Annotated in this window: 14 protein-coding genes, 1 tRNA gene and 1 pseudogene; 4 read left to right on the forward strand and 12 right to left on the reverse strand. The window is 59.4% G+C overall.

Annotated features, from left to right (window positions below; translation table 11 throughout):
- From H7C18_RS30950 to H7C18_RS30980, 7 genes and pseudogenes are all read right to left on the reverse strand, one after another.
- A pseudogene (locus tag H7C18_RS30950) lies at nt 1-227 on the reverse strand (transposase); the annotation flags it as partial.
- 383 nt (nt 228-610) lie between these two features.
- Nucleotides 611-1903, reverse strand: coding sequence for a phosphopyruvate hydratase (gene eno / locus H7C18_RS30955; protein WP_185133000.1), 1293 nt, complete (start codon nt 1901-1903; stop codon nt 611-613).
- Nucleotides 1904-1960: 57 nt separating this feature from the next.
- Nucleotides 1961-3496, reverse strand: a complete 1536-nt coding sequence (gene gpmI, locus H7C18_RS30960) for a 2,3-bisphosphoglycerate-independent phosphoglycerate mutase (RefSeq protein WP_185133001.1) — start codon at nt 3494-3496, stop codon at nt 1961-1963.
- Between the two features lies 1 nt (nt 3497).
- Entirely contained in the window at nt 3498-4253 is a 756-nt protein-coding gene (tpiA, locus tag H7C18_RS30965; protein WP_185133002.1) for a triose-phosphate isomerase, read from the reverse strand.
- Nucleotides 4254-4267: 14 nt separating this feature from the next.
- Nucleotides 4268-5449, reverse strand: a complete 1182-nt coding sequence (locus H7C18_RS30970; protein ID WP_185133003.1) for a phosphoglycerate kinase — start codon at nt 5447-5449, stop codon at nt 4268-4270.
- 101 nt (nt 5450-5550) lie between these two features.
- Complete coding sequence (gene gap, locus H7C18_RS30975) at nt 5551-6555, reverse strand: type I glyceraldehyde-3-phosphate dehydrogenase (protein ID WP_185133004.1); 1005 nt, start codon at nt 6553-6555, stop codon at nt 5551-5553.
- A gap of 95 nt (nt 6556-6650) precedes the next feature.
- Nucleotides 6651-7673, reverse strand: a complete 1023-nt coding sequence (locus tag H7C18_RS30980; RefSeq protein WP_185133005.1) for a sugar-binding transcriptional regulator — start codon at nt 7671-7673, stop codon at nt 6651-6653.
- Between the two features lie 230 nt (nt 7674-7903).
- Here H7C18_RS30980 and H7C18_RS30985 point away from each other — a divergent pair.
- From H7C18_RS30985 to H7C18_RS31000, 4 genes are all read left to right on the forward strand, one after another.
- Nucleotides 7904-7978, forward strand: a tRNA-Arg gene (locus H7C18_RS30985).
- A gap of 132 nt (nt 7979-8110) precedes the next feature.
- Nucleotides 8111-8692 carry an ATP-dependent Clp endopeptidase proteolytic subunit ClpP gene (gene clpP, locus H7C18_RS30990; RefSeq protein ID WP_185133006.1) on the forward strand — a complete coding sequence of 194 codons (582 nt, stop codon included), beginning with the start codon at nt 8111-8113 and terminating at the stop codon, nt 8690-8692.
- A 217-nt stretch (nt 8693-8909) separates the two neighbouring features.
- Nucleotides 8910-9161, forward strand: a complete 252-nt coding sequence (gene sda, locus H7C18_RS30995; RefSeq protein ID WP_238358090.1) for a sporulation histidine kinase inhibitor Sda — start codon at nt 8910-8912, stop codon at nt 9159-9161.
- Nucleotides 9162-9451: 290 nt separating this feature from the next.
- Complete coding sequence (locus H7C18_RS31000) at nt 9452-11053, forward strand: amidase (RefSeq protein WP_185133007.1); 1602 nt, start codon at nt 9452-9454, stop codon at nt 11051-11053.
- Between the two features lie 97 nt (nt 11054-11150).
- Here H7C18_RS31000 and H7C18_RS31005 read toward each other — a convergent pair whose 3' ends face one another.
- The 5 genes from H7C18_RS31005 to rapZ form a co-directional block, all read right to left on the reverse strand.
- On the reverse strand, nt 11151-11948 hold the full coding sequence (locus H7C18_RS31005; protein WP_185133008.1) for an SIMPL domain-containing protein: 798 nt from the start codon (nt 11946-11948) through the stop codon (nt 11151-11153).
- Between the two features lie 133 nt (nt 11949-12081).
- Nucleotides 12082-12351: an HPr family phosphocarrier protein gene (locus tag H7C18_RS31010; protein ID WP_185133009.1), complete on the reverse strand. Its 270-nt coding sequence runs from the start codon at nt 12349-12351 to the stop codon at nt 12082-12084.
- 87 nt (nt 12352-12438) lie between these two features.
- Nucleotides 12439-13374, reverse strand: a complete 936-nt coding sequence (gene whiA, locus H7C18_RS31015; RefSeq protein WP_185133010.1) for a DNA-binding protein WhiA — start codon at nt 13372-13374, stop codon at nt 12439-12441.
- Nucleotides 13375-13380: 6 nt separating this feature from the next.
- On the reverse strand, nt 13381-14361 hold the full coding sequence (locus tag H7C18_RS31020) for a gluconeogenesis factor YvcK family protein (protein ID WP_420481896.1): 981 nt from the start codon (nt 14359-14361) through the stop codon (nt 13381-13383).
- A 15-nt stretch (nt 14362-14376) separates the two neighbouring features.
- The gene (rapZ, locus tag H7C18_RS31025) at nt 14377-15267 is read right to left on the reverse strand and encodes an RNase adapter RapZ (RefSeq protein WP_185133012.1); all 891 of its coding nucleotides are present in this window, start codon (nt 15265-15267) and stop codon (nt 14377-14379) included.
- Between the last annotated feature and the right edge of the window lie 36 nt (nt 15268-15303).

Consider the following 15303-nt stretch of genomic DNA (forward strand, 5'->3'; position numbering starts at 1 on the left):
CCCATGATCAGCGCGGCTTGCTTTAAAATGTCGTTTTCCATCCGCAGACGCTGAACTTCCTTGCGCAGTGACAGCAGTTCATTTTCTTCCGGTGTGCGATTATCCTTAGCCGAAAAGGATCCTGTCTGCTGGCTTTGGCTAATCCACCTGTCCAGGGCGGAGGCCGTTAAACCATACTCCTTGACGATGCTGGACCTCGATTTTCCGTTCTCGAATAGCTGCACCATCTGTTTTTTAAATTCATCTGTAAAGGTCCTTCTGGGTTGGGACACGGCTCATCCGCTCCTTATCGTTTCATCTATTCTACTCCCCCTCATTTTTTCTGTCCAACTTAGTGTAGACGATCCATTACTAAGCGATTAGAGAAGCAGCTTCCTGAGGGACGGGGATTTCGAATGAAAGGAAAATGGGAACGCCTGCTTGAGGTGATTCCTGAGCCGAGGGGATAACGAGGTTAAATCAAGCAAGCAGATGAGAGCTGCCGCCTGAGGAAAAAGGATATCGACGGATAAGCGGATGAAGGACTGCCGGCAGCAAGGCAGCTCCACGAGCAAAAAAAGACGAACCCCTGCGCAAGCGCAGAAGGTTCGTCTTTATTGCCGTGTTCCGATTATTTGAAGTCGCGCAGGTTGTAGAACGCCTTCTTGCCCGCGTATTGGGCGGTGGAGCCGAGGCGGTCTTCCAGGCGCAGCAATTGGTTGTACTTCGCGACGCGGTCCGTACGGGACGGAGCGCCGGTCTTGATCTGACCCGCGTTCGTAGCGACCGCGATGTCGGCGATCGTGCTGTCCTCGGACTCGCCGGAGCGGTGGGAGATGACGGCCGTGTAGCCGGCGCGCTTCGCCATCTCGATCGCGTCGAACGTCTCGGTCAGGGAGCCGATTTGGTTCACCTTGACGAGAATCGAGTTGCCGATGCCCTTCTCGATGCCGGCAGCCAGACGCTCGGTGTTCGTGACGAACAGGTCGTCGCCGACGAGCTGGATCTTGCCGCCGAGACGGTCGGTCAGCAGCTTCCAGCCTTCCCAGTCGTCTTCGGAGCAGCCGTCTTCGATCGTGATCAGCGGATACTTGTCAACCCAGCTGGCGAGCAGGTCGACGAACTCAGCCGAGGTGAAGGACTTGCCTTCGCCTTCGAGATGGTACTTGCCGTCCTTGTAGAACTCGGTGGACGCGACGTCCATGCCCAGGAACACATCGACGCCCGGCTTGTAGCCGGCCTTCTCGATCGCTTCGATGATCGTCGACAGCGCTTCTTCGTTGGAGCCGAAGTTCGGAGCGAAGCCGCCTTCGTCGCCGACGGCCGTGTTCAGGCCCTTGGATTTCAGAACGCTCTTCAGAGAGTGGAAAATTTCCGCGCCCGTGCGCAGAGCTTCCTTGAAGGAAGGAGCGCCGACCGGCAGAACCATGAACTCTTGCACGTCGACGTTGTTGTCGGCGTGAGCGCCGCCGTTCACGATGTTCATCATCGGAACCGGCAGCGTCTTGGCGTTGAAGCCGCCCAGGTAAGCGGACAGCGGCATGTCCAGCGCGTCGGCCGCGGCGCGGGCGACGGCGATGGAGACGGCGAGGATCGCGTTGGCGCCCAGCTTGCCTTTGTTCGGCGTGCCGTCCAGCTCGATCATCTTGCGGTCGATCGCGACTTGGTCGAGCGCGTCGTAGCCGATGATTTCCGGAGCGATGATGCTGTTGACGTTCTCGACTGCCTTCTCGACGCCTTTGCCGAGGTAGCGGTTCTTGTCGCCGTCGCGAAGCTCAACGGCTTCGTGAGCGCCGGTGGAGGCGCCGGACGGAACGATGGCGGAACCGAAGCCGCCGGATTCGAGGGTAACTTCCACTTCCACGGTCGGATTGCCGCGGGAGTCCAATACTTCGCGTGCGTACACGTCGGAAATAATCGTCATGAGTAAACATCTCCTTTTGGAAAAATAAATGGGGTTAAACGTTGCGAACCTTTGCGTTTACTTGATCAACGACTTGCCGGTCATTTCCTTCGGCTGCGGAAGCTCGAGCAGCGTCAGCAGCGTCGGCGAGACGTCGGCCAGAATGCCGCCGTCTCGCAGCGTTACGCCTTGCTTCGTCACGATGCACGGCACCGGATTGGTCGTATGCGCCGTGAACGGACGGCCCGCATCGTCGATGACCATGTCGGCGTTGCCGTGGTCGGCGATGATGACGGCCACGCCGCCCTTCGCGAGGATGGCGTCGACGACTTTGCCCAGGCATTCGTCGGTCGCTTCGACCGCCTTGATCGTCGGCTCCAGCATGCCGGAATGGCCGACCATGTCCGGATTCGCGAAATTGAGGATGATCGCGTCGTGCTTCTCCGCCTCGATCTCCTTCACCGCGGCGTCCGCGACCTCGTAAGCGCTCATCTCCGGCTGCAGGTCGTAAGTCGCGACCTTCGGCGAGTTGATGAGGATGCGCGTCTCGCCCGGAAGCTGAACGTCGCGTCCCCCGCTGAAAAAGAACGTCACGTGCGGATACTTCTCGGTCTCGGCGATGCGAAGCTGCGCCTTGCCCTGCTGCACCAGCACTTCGCCCAACGTGTTGTCGAGCTCCTTCGGCTTGTAGGCGACATAGCCGCCGACCGTCTCGGAGAACAGCGTCAGGCAGACGAAGTACAAGTTCTTCGGGAACTTGTCTCCGCGTTCGAAGCCGCGGAAATCTTCGTTGGTGAATACGTTGGACAGCTGAATCGCGCGGTCCGGGCGGAAGTTGAAGAACACGACCGCGTCCTCCGACTCGACCAGTCCGACCGGCTTGCCGTCCGCTCCGACGATGACCGTCGGCACGACGAACTCGTCCATGACCGATTGCTCGTAGGAATCTTTAACGGCCTTAATCGGATCCGTATAGGCAGGTCCTTCGCCGTAGACCATCGCGCGGTACGACTTCTCGACGCGGTCCCAACGCTTGTCGCGGTCCATGGCGTAGTAGCGGCCTTGAACCGTCGCGATGCGGCCGACGCCGAGCTCCGTGATTTTCTCCTGCAGCTGCGTCAGATAGCCGATCGCGCTGTCCGGCGCGACGTCCCGGCCGTCCAGGAACGCGTGGATGTACACTTCGCCGAGCCCTTCCTTCTTCGCCAGTTCCAGCAGGGCGAAGCAGTGGGCGATGTGGCTGTGCACGCCGCCGTCCGACAGCAGACCGTACAGATGCAGCTTCTTGCCGTTCTGCTTGGCGTGGCGAACCGCGCCGAGCAGCGTCTCGTTCGTGAAAAAGTCGCCTTCGCGGATCGACTTCGTAATCCGGGTCAGATCCTGGTAAACGATGCGGCCCGCGCCGATGTTCAGATGGCCGACCTCGGAGTTGCCCATCTGCCCTTCCGGCAGGCCGACCGCTTCCCCTTGCGCCGTCAATTGCGTGTGCGGATAGGTCGCCCACAGACGGTCGAAGTTCGGCTTGTTCGCTTGGGCCACGGCGTTGCCGTGCGTCTCCTCGCGCAAGCCGAAGCCGTCCAGGATGATCAGCGCGACCGGTTTCGGTGCCGCCATCTTACTTCGCCCCCTCGACCAACGCCACGTAGGAAGCCGGTTCCAGGCTGGCGCCGCCTACAAGGGCGCCGTCGATGTCGGATTGGCCCATATACTCGGCCACGTTGTTCGGCTTTACGCTGCCGCCGTATTGAATGCGGATCTTGCCCGCGACTTCGGCGCCGTACAGCTCGCCGACGACGCTGCGGATGTAGGAGATCGCATCGTTCGCATCCGTCGCCGTCGAGGACTTGCCCGTTCCGATCGCCCAGATCGGCTCGTAAGCGATGACGACTTGGGATGCTTGCTCTGCGTTCAGTCCGGCCAGCGCCGCGACCGTCTGCGTGCGGTTCACGTCGTTCGTCTTGCCGGCTTCGCGTTCTTCCAGCTTCTCGCCGACGCACAGGATCGGCGTGAGGCCGTGCTTGAACGCCGCATGCAGCTTCTTGTTCACCGTCTCGTCCGTCTCGGCGAAATACTGGCGGCGCTCCGAGTGTCCGACGATGACGTAGTCGACGCCGAGGTCCTTCAGCATGATGCCGCTGATCTCGCCGGTGAACGCGCCGTTGTCTTCGAAGTGAAGGTTTTGCGCGCCGACCTTCAGCGACGTTCCCTTGACCGCTTCCACGAGAGCGGGAAGCGCGGTGAACGGAGCGCAAATGACGCTCTCGACGCCGGCCACTTCCGCCTTGCCCTTCACTTCGCCGACGAATGCGACGGCCTCCGCCGCGGTCTTGAACATTTTCCAGTTGCCTGCGATAATCGGTGTTCTGCTCATCGTCTACCTCCGCCTCACTTGTCGTTCAGCGCCACGACGCCGGGAAGAGCTTTGCCTTCCATAAATTCGAGAGAAGCGCCGCCGCCGGTGGAAATATGGTCCATCTTGTCGGCCAGGTGGAATTTCTCGGCCGCCGCCGCGGAGTCGCCGCCGCCGATAACCGTATAGGCGGAAGTGTCGGCGCAAGCTTGCGCCACCGTGCGCGTGCCGTGCGAGAACGGCTCGATCTCGAACACGCCCATCGGTCCGTTCCAGACGACGAGCTTGGAGTTCTTGATAACGTCCGCGTAGATCTCGCGGGTTTTCGGCCCGATGTCGATGCCTTCCCAGTCGGATGGAATGCCGTCCACTCCGACGATATTCGTGTTCGCGCTCGCGCTGAAATCGTCGGACACGACCACGTCGACCGGCAGATACAGCTTCTTGCCGAGCTTCTTCGCCTTCTCGATGAATTCCAGCGTCAGATCCAGCTTGGAATCGTCGCACAGAGATTGGCCGATCTCGTAGCCTTGCGCTTTGAAAAACGTATACGAGAGGCCGCCGCCGATCAGGATGTTGTCGGCGATCTCGATCATTTTGTTAATGACGTCAATCTTGTCTTTGACCTTGGAGCCGCCGACGATGGCGGTGAACGGACGGTCCGGATTGTTGAGCGCTTTGCCGAGCACGTCCAACTCCTTCTCCATCAGCAAGCCGGATACGGCCGGCAGGTGGTGGGCGATGCCTTCGGTGGAAGCATGCGCGCGGTGAGCGGCGCCGAACGCGTCGTTGACGAACACGTCCGCCAATTCGGCGAACGCCTTGGCCAGCGCCGGATCGTTCTTCTCTTCGCCTTCATAGAAACGGACGTTCTCCAGCAGCAGAACGTCGCCTTCGTTCAGGGCGTCAGCTTGCGCCTTCACCGCTTCGCCCGCGGCTTCGTTCGCCTTGGCGACCGGCTTGCCGAGCAGCTCGGACAGGCGGGCCGCTACGGGAGTCAGGCGCAGCTCTTCGACGACTTGCCCATTCGGACGGCCGAGGTGGCTGGCGAGAATGATCTTGGCGCCTTTCTCGATCAGGAAGCGGATCGTCGGCAGCGTCTCGCGGATCCGCGTATCGTCAGTGATGGCCCCGTTCTCGAGGGGCACGTTGAAGTCAACGCGGACAAACACTTTTTTGCCTTTGACGTCGATGTCTCGTACGCTTTTCTTATTCATGGTCGGCTCTCTAACCTCCTGCTAAATTCGTCTGGCGCAAAAACGGATTTAAAGAGGAGCGCGAAGTCTCCTCTTTAATGTTCCGGATATGATTCTGAGGCTTAGAGGCCTTTGCTGGCGACGAAAGCAGCCAGGTCGACGACGCGGTTGGAGTAGCCCCACTCGTTGTCGTACCAGGAGACGACCTTGACCATGTTGCCTTCGACGACCATCGTGGACAGCGCGTCGATCGTGGAAGAAGCCGGATCGCCGTTGTAGTCGCTCGATACGAGCGGCTCGTCGCTGTAGTTCAGGATGCCTTTGAGCGGGCCGTCCGCAGCGGCTTTCAGCGCGGCGTTCACTTCTTCGGCGGTGACGGATACCTTCAGCTCGGCGACGAGGTCCGTAACGGAGACGTTCTTCGTCGGCACGCGCATCGACATGCCGTTCAGCTTGCCCTTAAGCTCCGGCAGCACGAGGCCGATCGCCTTGGCAGCTCCCGTGGAGGACGGGATAATGTTCTCCGCGGCAGCGCGAGCGCGGCGCAGGTCCTTATGCGGCAGGTCCAGCACTTGCTGGTCGTTCGTATAGGAGTGAACCGTCGTCATCATGCCCTTGACGATGCCGAATTGGTCGTTCAGCACTTTGGTGAAAGGAGCGAGACAGTTCGTCGTACAGGAAGCGTTGGAGATGATCGTGTGTTGAGCCGGATCGTACTTGTCGTTGTTGACGCCCATAACGATCGTGATGTCTTCGTTCGTTGCCGGAGCGGAGATGATAACCTTCTTCGCGCCGCCCTTCAGGTGAAGCTCGGCCTTCTCCTTCGCGGTGAAGATACCGGTCGATTCGACGACGATCTCGGCGCCGACGGAAGCCCACGGCAGGTTGCCCGGGTCGCGCTCCGCGAATACTTTTACCGTCTTGCCGTTGACGATCAGCGCGCCTTCAGCGACTTCCACCGTTCCTTTGAGGCGTCCGTGCGTCGTGTCGTATTTGAGCAGATGAGCCAGCGTATTTACGTCCGTCAGGTCGTTGATGGCGACCACTTCGACGTTCGGGTTGTTCAGGGAAGCGCGGAAAACGTTCCGGCCGATGCGTCCAAAACCATTGATACCGATTTTCACCATGATGGTTTCCTCCTTGAAGATCAATGTTTTATTTTGATCTATAGCAGGCGCAAGGATGCGCCAAGACCACTTGTTCCAAGAGGAAGCGTCCGCCGCTACGAGCGGCGAAGCACTTCCTCGGCGGCGGCTTCGTCGGTGACCAGCACGTCGTCGTGCCCGAACCGCATGACCGCCGCGATCGCTTCTCCCTTGCTGCGGCCGCCGGCCAGGCCGATGACGGTCCCGGCGGCTTCGATATCTTCGAGCCGCAGCCCGGCGGTCGCCATGCGGTGCACGACGGCGCCGTCCCGGTCGAAGTAATAGCCGAACGCTTCCGCCAGCGCGCCGTCCTTGACCAGCTCGCGCAACGTGTCTTCGTCGAGCTTGCGCCGTCGCGCCATCGTCGCCGCGTCCCCGATGCCGTGCACGACGATGCGGGCGCCTCGGATCATGTCCACGACTTCCCGCACGTTGGGCTCCTGCATCATCGTCTGATAGGCTTCCTCGCTCAGGTGATCGGGCACGTGCAGCATCCGGTACCGAGCCCCCGTCCGTTTCGCGAGCTCGGAAGCGATCGTGTTCGCCTGATACTCGACGCTCTCGCCCAATCCGCCTCTGGCGGGGACGAACCAGTTGTCGGCGAGCGGCGCGCTCACCTTGAAGTGGGACGCCATGCGGGCCATCGTCGTTCCGCCCATGACGGCGACGATGTCTCCCGGGGACAGCGACTGGCTCAGCACGCGGCTGCCCGCCCGGCCCAGCTCGCGCTTGACCTCGTCCGAGACGTCCGAGTCGCCCGGCACGACGACGACCTTGCGCAAGCCGAAACGGCAGCGAATCGCCTCTTCCAGCTCGGACAGGCCGAACAGGTCCTTGACGATCGGCTCCATCTCTTCGAGCAGCCGCCGGCCCGCTTCGGTAAGCGTCATGCCCGCCGTTCCGGCGTCGAGCAGCCCCTGCTCGCGAAGCAGGTCGAGTTCCGCGCGAAGCGTCCGCTCCGTCAAGTCGAGGCTTGTCGCCAGCGCCCGGCGCCCCATCGTGCCCGCGACCAGGATGCGATGCAGAATATCGTAACGTTTCTGCAGCACCTGCAGCACGTCGGGCACCAGCTGCTTCTGAATGTGAAGGATATTCCGCAAAGTTTGGGCCTCCCTGATGCCGGTTGGCCTCGGCACGATTGCGGGCGGATTGGCTGGACGTGAAACGTCCCGCTACATCCATTTAAGTCCCACGCCTTTATTTTAGCGAAAGTCGCCGCTTCTTGCAAGGGCACATGGTTCAAAATATTGCCGCGATTCCTTTGCGGTATGGGCTTGCTTTTTCCTTCCGTATCCCCTATAATAACTCTTGCTGTCGCATTATCAGTCATGCGCCCGTGGTCCAACGGATATGACGCAGGCCTCCGGAGCCTGAGATTGGGGTTCGATTCCCTACGGGCGCGCCATATGGATTAGAAACCGAAGCGGCTTGATCATCAGGTCGTTTTTTCTTTTGCCGCTTGTTTGACTTTCTTTGACTTTTAAAGACCGATCCATTAGAATGAAGTCACCCCATTATCAAAAGGAGGAATCGCCGCATGAGTTTCGTCCCTATGGTCATCGAACAGAACAACAGGGGAGAACGCGCTTACGATATTTATTCCCGTCTCCTCAAGGACCGAATCATTTTCCTTGGCACGCAAGTCAATGACGTCGTCGCCAACTCGATCATCGCCCAGATGCTGTTCCTGGCGGCGGACGATCCGGAGAAGGATATCAGCTTGTATATCAACTCGCCCGGCGGGTCGATTACGGCTGGCATGGCCATTTACGATACGATGCAATTCATTAAGCCGGACGTCTCCACCATCTGCGTCGGCATGGCCGCGTCCATGGGCGCTTTCCTTCTGACGGCGGGCGCCAAGGGCAAGCGGTATGCCCTGCCCAACAGCGAAGTAATGATCCATCAGCCGCTGGGAGGCGCGGAAGGCCAGGCAAGCGATATCGAGATTCGCGCCCGCCGCATTCTCAAGATGCGCGACAAGTTGAACCGCATCTTGTCCGAGCGCACCGGCCAGCCGCTCGAGAAGATCGAGAAGGATACGGACCGCGACAACTTTATGGAAGCCGAGGAAGCCGTCAAGTACGGACTCGTCGATAAAGTGATCGAGAAGCTGTAAGGAAGCGCGGAAAAAGAAGCGCAGCAACTCAGGGCCCCTTGCCGCTTTAGCCGGCGAGGGGCCTTACCACACCTTGGTCGTCGTGTCAACAGAAATTCGAAAATCTGAATCCCCCCTCTGCGAGACGGCCGCGACATGGTATGCTGGTTTTGGAGAGATTCCATATACAACCATATCTAGCTACGGACTAGAAATCCCGCGAAAGGGGGATCTCCTCATGAGCCGTCTACAATCGATTCGCCTGGTTCCGTCTTCGAAGAGTGCCGGCAACCGAATCCCTTTGGACCAACCGAATATGATTTCCGCCCGCAGCCTAAGCGACAAAGCGTCGTTGCTCCGTCCCCTGAAGGACGAGCATCTGCTGGAAGTATATCGGGAAGCGAAGAGAATGAACCTGTCCGCCGAATTCATCGAATTACTGGAGGACGCGATCGAGCTTCGCCAGCTGGAGCATCCTCTTAAGGCATAAGCAAGAAAGCCGACACCATCCACGCGCCCCCATCGAGGGAGGCGCTTATTTGTTTTTCGACAATAATCTTGCGTTTCTCTCACCATTATACTAATTAACTTAGTACGTTAGAAATATTTACATATAATTTGGATTTAACTAGAATGGACTCACATAACCTTTCTATTTTATGTTAGGTTTTTGTGAGAAGAGAGGAGGATCGATACTTAACAGACTGACGGATAGAAGGTCACCTTTGCTGCCGAAGCAAACGGGATTATCGAGATGTCGAAGGAGGAGCTAAGCTAAAGATGATAAAGAATCGGCATTCATCGTTCGTCTTCCCAAACCGCCTATCGCTCGCACTCGTTCTCACCCTCGCCTTCACCCTGCTGTTCCCGCTAGCCTCGGCCAATGCGGCCGGAACGGCCTCGTCGTTCCCGTTCGAAGAGATTACGCTCGATGAGCTTCAAGCCGGCTACAAGAACGGCGATTATACGACCGAACAGGTCGTGCAGGCTTATCTGGATCGAATCGGCACTTACGAATCGAACTATAACGCCTTCACGACGATGAACTCCAAAGCGCTGGAGGAGGCTCGGGATATCGATCGGCGCCGCGCGGCCGGCGAAACGCTCGGATCGCTGGCCGGCGTGCCGATCGTCATCAAGGAAGCGGTGGACATGGCCGGCTTCCCTTCGACGATGGGCTGGGCGCCGCTCAGCAAGGAGAAAGGCGGCATCGAGCTCATTCCCGAGAAGGACGCTCCCGTCGTCGCACGCCTCAAGGCCGCCGGCGCGATCATCATCGGCCGGACGAACATCCCCGCCTTCAGCAGCTCCGGCACCAGCGCATCGACGAGCTGGGACGGCGATACGTACAACGCCGTCGACCGCAAGCTCGTCCCCGGCGGCAGCAGCAGCGGCACGGCGACGGCCGTCTCGGGCAACTTCGCGATGCTCGGCATCGCGGAGGAAACCGGCGGCTCGATCCAGAATCCCGCCGCCGCGCAAAATCTGGTCGGCATCAAGCCGACGTTCGGGCTTGTGCCCAATGCCGGAGTCGTGCCGCTCGGCGGAAGCACGCGCGACGTCATCGGCACGCATGCCCGGACCGTGCGCGATGCGGCCTTGATGCTGAATGTCATTGCCGGCTACACGCATGAGGATCCGAAGACGGTTGCGTCCATCGGCAACATTCCGGAGGACGGTTACACGTATAAGCTGAACAATGAAGAACTGCAAGGCAAGCGAATCGGCTTGTACGGACCGGGCTGGCGCGATCAGAGCCTGACCCCGGAGACGGAGGCGCTCTACGATCGCGCCATCGAGGAATTGAAGGCGCAGGGCGCCACCGTCGTGACGAATCCGTTCGCCGGCACCGACTTCGCCGCGACGGTAAAATCGGCGGCCAACGGGATCGACTCCGTCTATTACGACATGGAGGACTACTTGAAGCGGCTAGGTCCGAACGCCGCGATCCATTCGGTAGAGGAACTGATCGAGAAGACCGGCGAGACCCCTTCGGTATTCGACCGCTACAAAGGCAAATTGCCGGATCCCGACAGCCAGCCGGACCTGTCCGCCTTCATCGATACCCGTACCCAGCTGCTGCAGATCATCGACGACGTCATGGACAAGTACGATCTCGATGCGTTCGTCTATCCGCAGATGTTCAAGGAAACGCCGCTCCTCTCGAGCAAAGACAACATCGGCGCCACGACCGTCTCCGAGATCAACTTGGCCGGCGTGCCGCTCGTCACCGTCCCGGCCGGCTATTATAAGAGCGGCGCTCCGTTCGAGCTGGCGTTTACCGGCAAGATGTGGAGCGAGGCCGATCTTCTCGGCATGGCGTACGATTACGAGCAAGCGACGAAGTACCGCAAAGCGCCTGTCCTCGTGAAAAAGCCGTAACAAAAAAAGAAACCTCTCGCGAACCGGCCGCCCGTCAGGGCGGAACGAATCGCGAGAGGTTTTTTTGCAGCGTAACCTTCCGGCAAACCGCCCGCCGCTACTTCATCTCGTATTGAACCGTTACTTTGGCATTCACTTCGATCTGGCCCGCCTGCACCGACGTCGAGGCGGCGGAATCGGCCGAGGCCGCGACTTTGGCCATCGCTCCGTACTGAACGACCGGAACCGTATCGGCATCGCCCTGGACGACGTTCAGCACGACGCCAAGCTGCCGGTTGGCGGATGACGCCAAAACCCCGGCCTTCGCGGCGGCGTTCGCCATCGCGTTTTTGAGCGCGTCCAGCTCGTACTGGTCCCGCTTCTCCGTATCGAACGTCACGCCGTTCATCCGGTTCGCTCCGGCCGCGGACAGCGCGTCCATCAGCTTCCCGACGTCTTCCAGCTTGCGATACGTTACCTGCACGTTATGGTCGGCCACATAGCCTTTGAGCACCTGGCCGTCCTTGTCCGTGTAGTTATACTCGGGCTGCACGTTGAAGCCGGTCGTCTGCACGTCCTTCTTATCGATGGAATAGGTCGTGTACAGCACCTTCTCCACCGATGCGAATGCATCCGCGTTCGCCTGTTGCGCTTCCTGCGCCGTCTTGCCTCTCGTCTCGACCGTGAAGTTCACGTAAGCGACGTCCGGCTCCACCTTGACGGAGCCTTCCGCGCCGACCGTGATCGTATTGACCGCCGAGCCTGTCACTCCCGCCATGGCGGACGCCGCTCCCGCGTTCGTCGTCTCCGCCGACACCGTACCGACCTCCCCTTTGCCGCCGCCTCCGAATCCAAGCCAGCCGACCAGCACGGCCGCCAGCACGATCGCCGGCGCTTGCCATCCGAGTTTGCGCATGCTTTTCCCAATCCCCTTTCCATGTTTTGTCTACCCGACGCAAAGGGACGGCCCAATGTTGCAGCCTCCGCCGCAAAACTGCAAAAAAAATGCAAAAAGCCCCCTGCGGGAGCTTAGAGCGGCTTCAACAGCTTTATTGATTCTCGAGTTCTTCCTTGCTGACCAACTGGACCAATGCCGTTACGGCCTGCTCGGCGTCGGACCCTTCCGCGCTGATGGCGACCTCGGTACCCGAACTGATCGCAAGGCTCATGATCCCCATGATGCTCTTGGCGTTGACTTTCTTGTCGTCCTTCTCCACAAAGACGTCGGAGGAGAATTTATTGGCTTCTTGCACGAATAAAGCCGCCGGTCTGGCGTGAAGCCCCGTTTTAAGCCGAACAACCACCGGCTGTTTCGTCATGGAACGGATACCCCCTATCTTTCATTCATTTTCCGCTTAAGGTCTGTCACCTATTATAGCATTGTTGACAACGTTTACGCCAGACGCTTATGCTCCGCCGTTCCGGATTTTTTCCGCCCACTCGTCGATCTTGCGCAAGCGGTGGTTTACCCCGGACTTGCTCACCTGGCCCTTTAGCATATCTCCGACCTCTTTGAGGTTCAGATCGGGATGCTTCAGCCGGATCTCCGCCACCTCGCGCAGCTTGTCCGGCAAGTTTTCCAAGCCGACTTCCTTCTCCAGCAGCTTGATGTTGTCAATCTGCCTCACGGCCGCCCCGATCGTCTTGTTCAGGTTCGCCGTCTCGCAGTTGACGATGCGGTTGACGGAGTTGCGCATATCGCGCATGATCCTTACATCCTCGAACTTGAACAACGCCTGGTGCGCGCCGATGATGCTCAGGAATTCGATGATCTTCTCGCCTTCCTTGATGTAGAAGATGAAGCCTTTCTTCCGCTCGATAAACCGGGCGTTCAGATGGAACTTGTTGGCCAGATCGACAAGCGCTCGGCAATGCTCCTCATACATCGAAGCGATCTCCAGATGGTACGAGGAACCCTCCGGATTGTTGACGGATCCGCCGGCGAGGAACGCCCCTCTCAAGTACGCCCGCTTGCAGCAGGGCTTGCGAACCAGTTCCTTGTCGATGGACGGGTGGAACTGGAAGCCGGAGCCGGCGATCTCCAGTTCCTTCAGGAGCGGCTCGACGCCGGCCGGAACCCGAACCACATACACGTTGTTCTTTTTCAAGCGCATTTTCTTGCGGACCAACAGCTCCGTCGGCACGTCATGATGCCGCTTCAGCAGCGTATAGATCCGCCTGGCGATCGCGGCATTCTCGGTCGAAATATCCAGCACGATTCGCTTGTTGGTGAGCTGAACGGCGCCGTTCATCCGAATCAGCGCCGACAGCTCGGCTCGCTCGCAGCAAGGCTCCGCGTCCACCAGCGTCAGCTCTTTCTTGGTTTGCGCCGCGAAGGACACGGGCACTCACCCCTTTCTTTCCATCCAATCCGACACCAGCTGATAAATGTGTTGACTCAGCTTGGAAGCGTCGTGCCGCAAGTAAGTTCGGAACAGCACGAGCGTATCCGCGATCACTTTGTAGCCCCGGCGGGTCACTTCATCCATGTCGACATGGACGGCTTTGGAACCCTGCTCGGCATACATCGTGTGTACCTGGGTCGGAATTTCCCCGTCGTTGACGATGACATAATCGAATATTTGATGCCCGATATGCGCCTGAATGGCGTCAAGATGATTGCTTACCGTGTAGTTGTCGGTCTCTCCCGGCTGTGTCATCACGTTGCATACGAAAATTTTGACGGCGCAGCTGCGAACGATCGCCGCGGCAAGCTTGGGCACGAGCAGATTGGGAATGATGCTGGTGTACAAGCTGCCCGGCCCCATCAGAATCGCGTCCGCCTGCTCGATCGCTTCCACCGCTTCCGGAAGCGGCTCCACTTCGGCCGGCTCGATGAACACCCGGGCGATCGAACCGCCCGCCTTGGGAATGGAAGACTCGCCGGTCACGACCGTCCCGTCCGCCATCTCGGCTTTGAGCACGATCGCCTGGTTCGCCGCGGGCAGCACGCGCCCCCGGACGGCCAGAACCCGGCTCAACTCCCGAATCCCGGTCACGAAATCGCCGGTAATGTCGGTCATCGCTGCCAGAATCAGGTTGCCCAGACTATGGCCCGCCAATCCCTTCCCGTTGTTAAAACGGTAAGAAAGCATGTCGGCCAGCAGAGGTTCGGCTTCGGCCAGGGCCGCCAGCACGCTGCGTATGTCCCCCGGCGGCGGCATCTGCAGCTCCTCTCGCAGAATGCCGGAGCTCCCTCCGTCGTCGGCGACGGTCACGATCGCCGTAATATCGAGAGGTTTCTGCTTGAGTCCTCTCAGCATGACGGACAACCCGGTTCCGCCGCCGATCACGACGATACGGGGTACCCGTCCCTTGGATTTCGTCAATCCCATCCCCTCACCTCAACCATGTCGCTCGCGATCGGAATCGCGGTGGCTCACCCGCACCGTCTCGGTCTCGCTCGTTCCGAGCATGCGGCCCAGATATTCCGCCAGCGCCACCGACCGGTGCTTGCCTCCGGTGCAGCCGATGCCGATGACGAGTTGGCTCTTGCCTTCCTTATGGTATAGCGGGATGAGGTACTGGAGCATATCGAGCAGTTTTGCCAGGAACGTCTGCGTCTCCGGCCATTTCATGACGTAGTCGTACACGTCCGGATCCTGACCGGTCAGCGGCCGCAGGTTCTCGACGTAGTGCGGATTGGGCAGGAAGCGGACGTCGAAGATCAGATCGGCGTCGATCGGAACGCCATACTTGAAGCCGAAGGAAATCACGTTGATCGAGATCGTGCTGCGGTCCAGGTTGGAGAAACGCGAGATGATCCGTTCCTTGAGCTGGGCCGGCTTCAGATTGCTCGTATCGATGATTTGGGTAGCCCAGCCTTTCAAGTCCTCCAGCAGCGTCCGCTCCAGCCGGATGCCCTCGAGCGGCATTCCTTCCGGAGAAAGCGGATGGCGCCTGCGGCTTTCCTTGTACCGCTGAACGAGCACCGAATCGGTCGCGTCCAGGAACAGAATCTCGCTATGCAGCGTGTAGTGCTCCCGAATGTAGTTGAGCGATTCGGATAAGGCCGTAAAAAATTCGCGTCCCCGCAGATCGATCACGAGGGCGACTTTGCCGATGCGGCCCTGCGATTGGTCGATCAGTTCCGCGAATTTCGGGATCAACACCGGGGGCAGATTGTCGACGCAGAAGTAACCCAAATCTTCCATGCTCTGAACGGCGATCGTCTTGCCGGCGCCGGACATGCCCGTCACGATAATCAGCGTCGGTTTGGCGTTTAACGGTTCCATGCTTTCTCCTCCCTGCCGACAGGCTGCCTTCAAAAC

This window comes from Cohnella zeiphila, from assembly GCF_014212055.1.
In the GTDB taxonomy this organism is placed as follows: domain Bacteria; phylum Bacillota; class Bacilli; order Paenibacillales; family Paenibacillaceae; genus Cohnella; species Cohnella zeiphila.

Coding starts and splice junctions, on each gene's coding strand:
- H7C18_RS31000 (WP_185133007.1), top strand. CDS start 9,452: ATGATAAAGAATCGGCATTCATCGTTCGTCTTCCCAAACCGCCTATCG.
- H7C18_RS30970 (WP_185133003.1), bottom strand. CDS start 5,449: ATGAATAAGAAAAGCGTACGAGACATCGACGTCAAAGGCAAAAAAGTG.
- gpmI (WP_185133001.1), bottom strand. CDS start 3,496: ATGGCGGCACCGAAACCGGTCGCGCTGATCATCCTGGACGGCTTCGGC.
- clpP (WP_185133006.1), top strand. CDS start 8,111: ATGAGTTTCGTCCCTATGGTCATCGAACAGAACAACAGGGGAGAACGC.
- sda (WP_238358090.1), top strand. CDS start 8,910: ATGAGCCGTCTACAATCGATTCGCCTGGTTCCGTCTTCGAAGAGTGCC.
- tpiA (WP_185133002.1), bottom strand. CDS start 4,253: ATGAGCAGAACACCGATTATCGCAGGCAACTGGAAAATGTTCAAGACC.
- eno (WP_185133000.1), bottom strand. CDS start 1,903: ATGACGATTATTTCCGACGTGTACGCACGCGAAGTATTGGACTCCCGC.
- H7C18_RS31005 (WP_185133008.1), bottom strand. CDS start 11,948: ATGCGCAAACTCGGATGGCAAGCGCCGGCGATCGTGCTGGCGGCCGTG.
- rapZ (WP_185133012.1), bottom strand. CDS start 15,267: ATGGAACCGTTAAACGCCAAACCGACGCTGATTATCGTGACGGGCATG.
- H7C18_RS31010 (WP_185133009.1), bottom strand. CDS start 12,351: ATGACGAAACAGCCGGTGGTTGTTCGGCTTAAAACGGGGCTTCACGCC.
- gap (WP_185133004.1), bottom strand. CDS start 6,555: ATGGTGAAAATCGGTATCAATGGTTTTGGACGCATCGGCCGGAACGTT.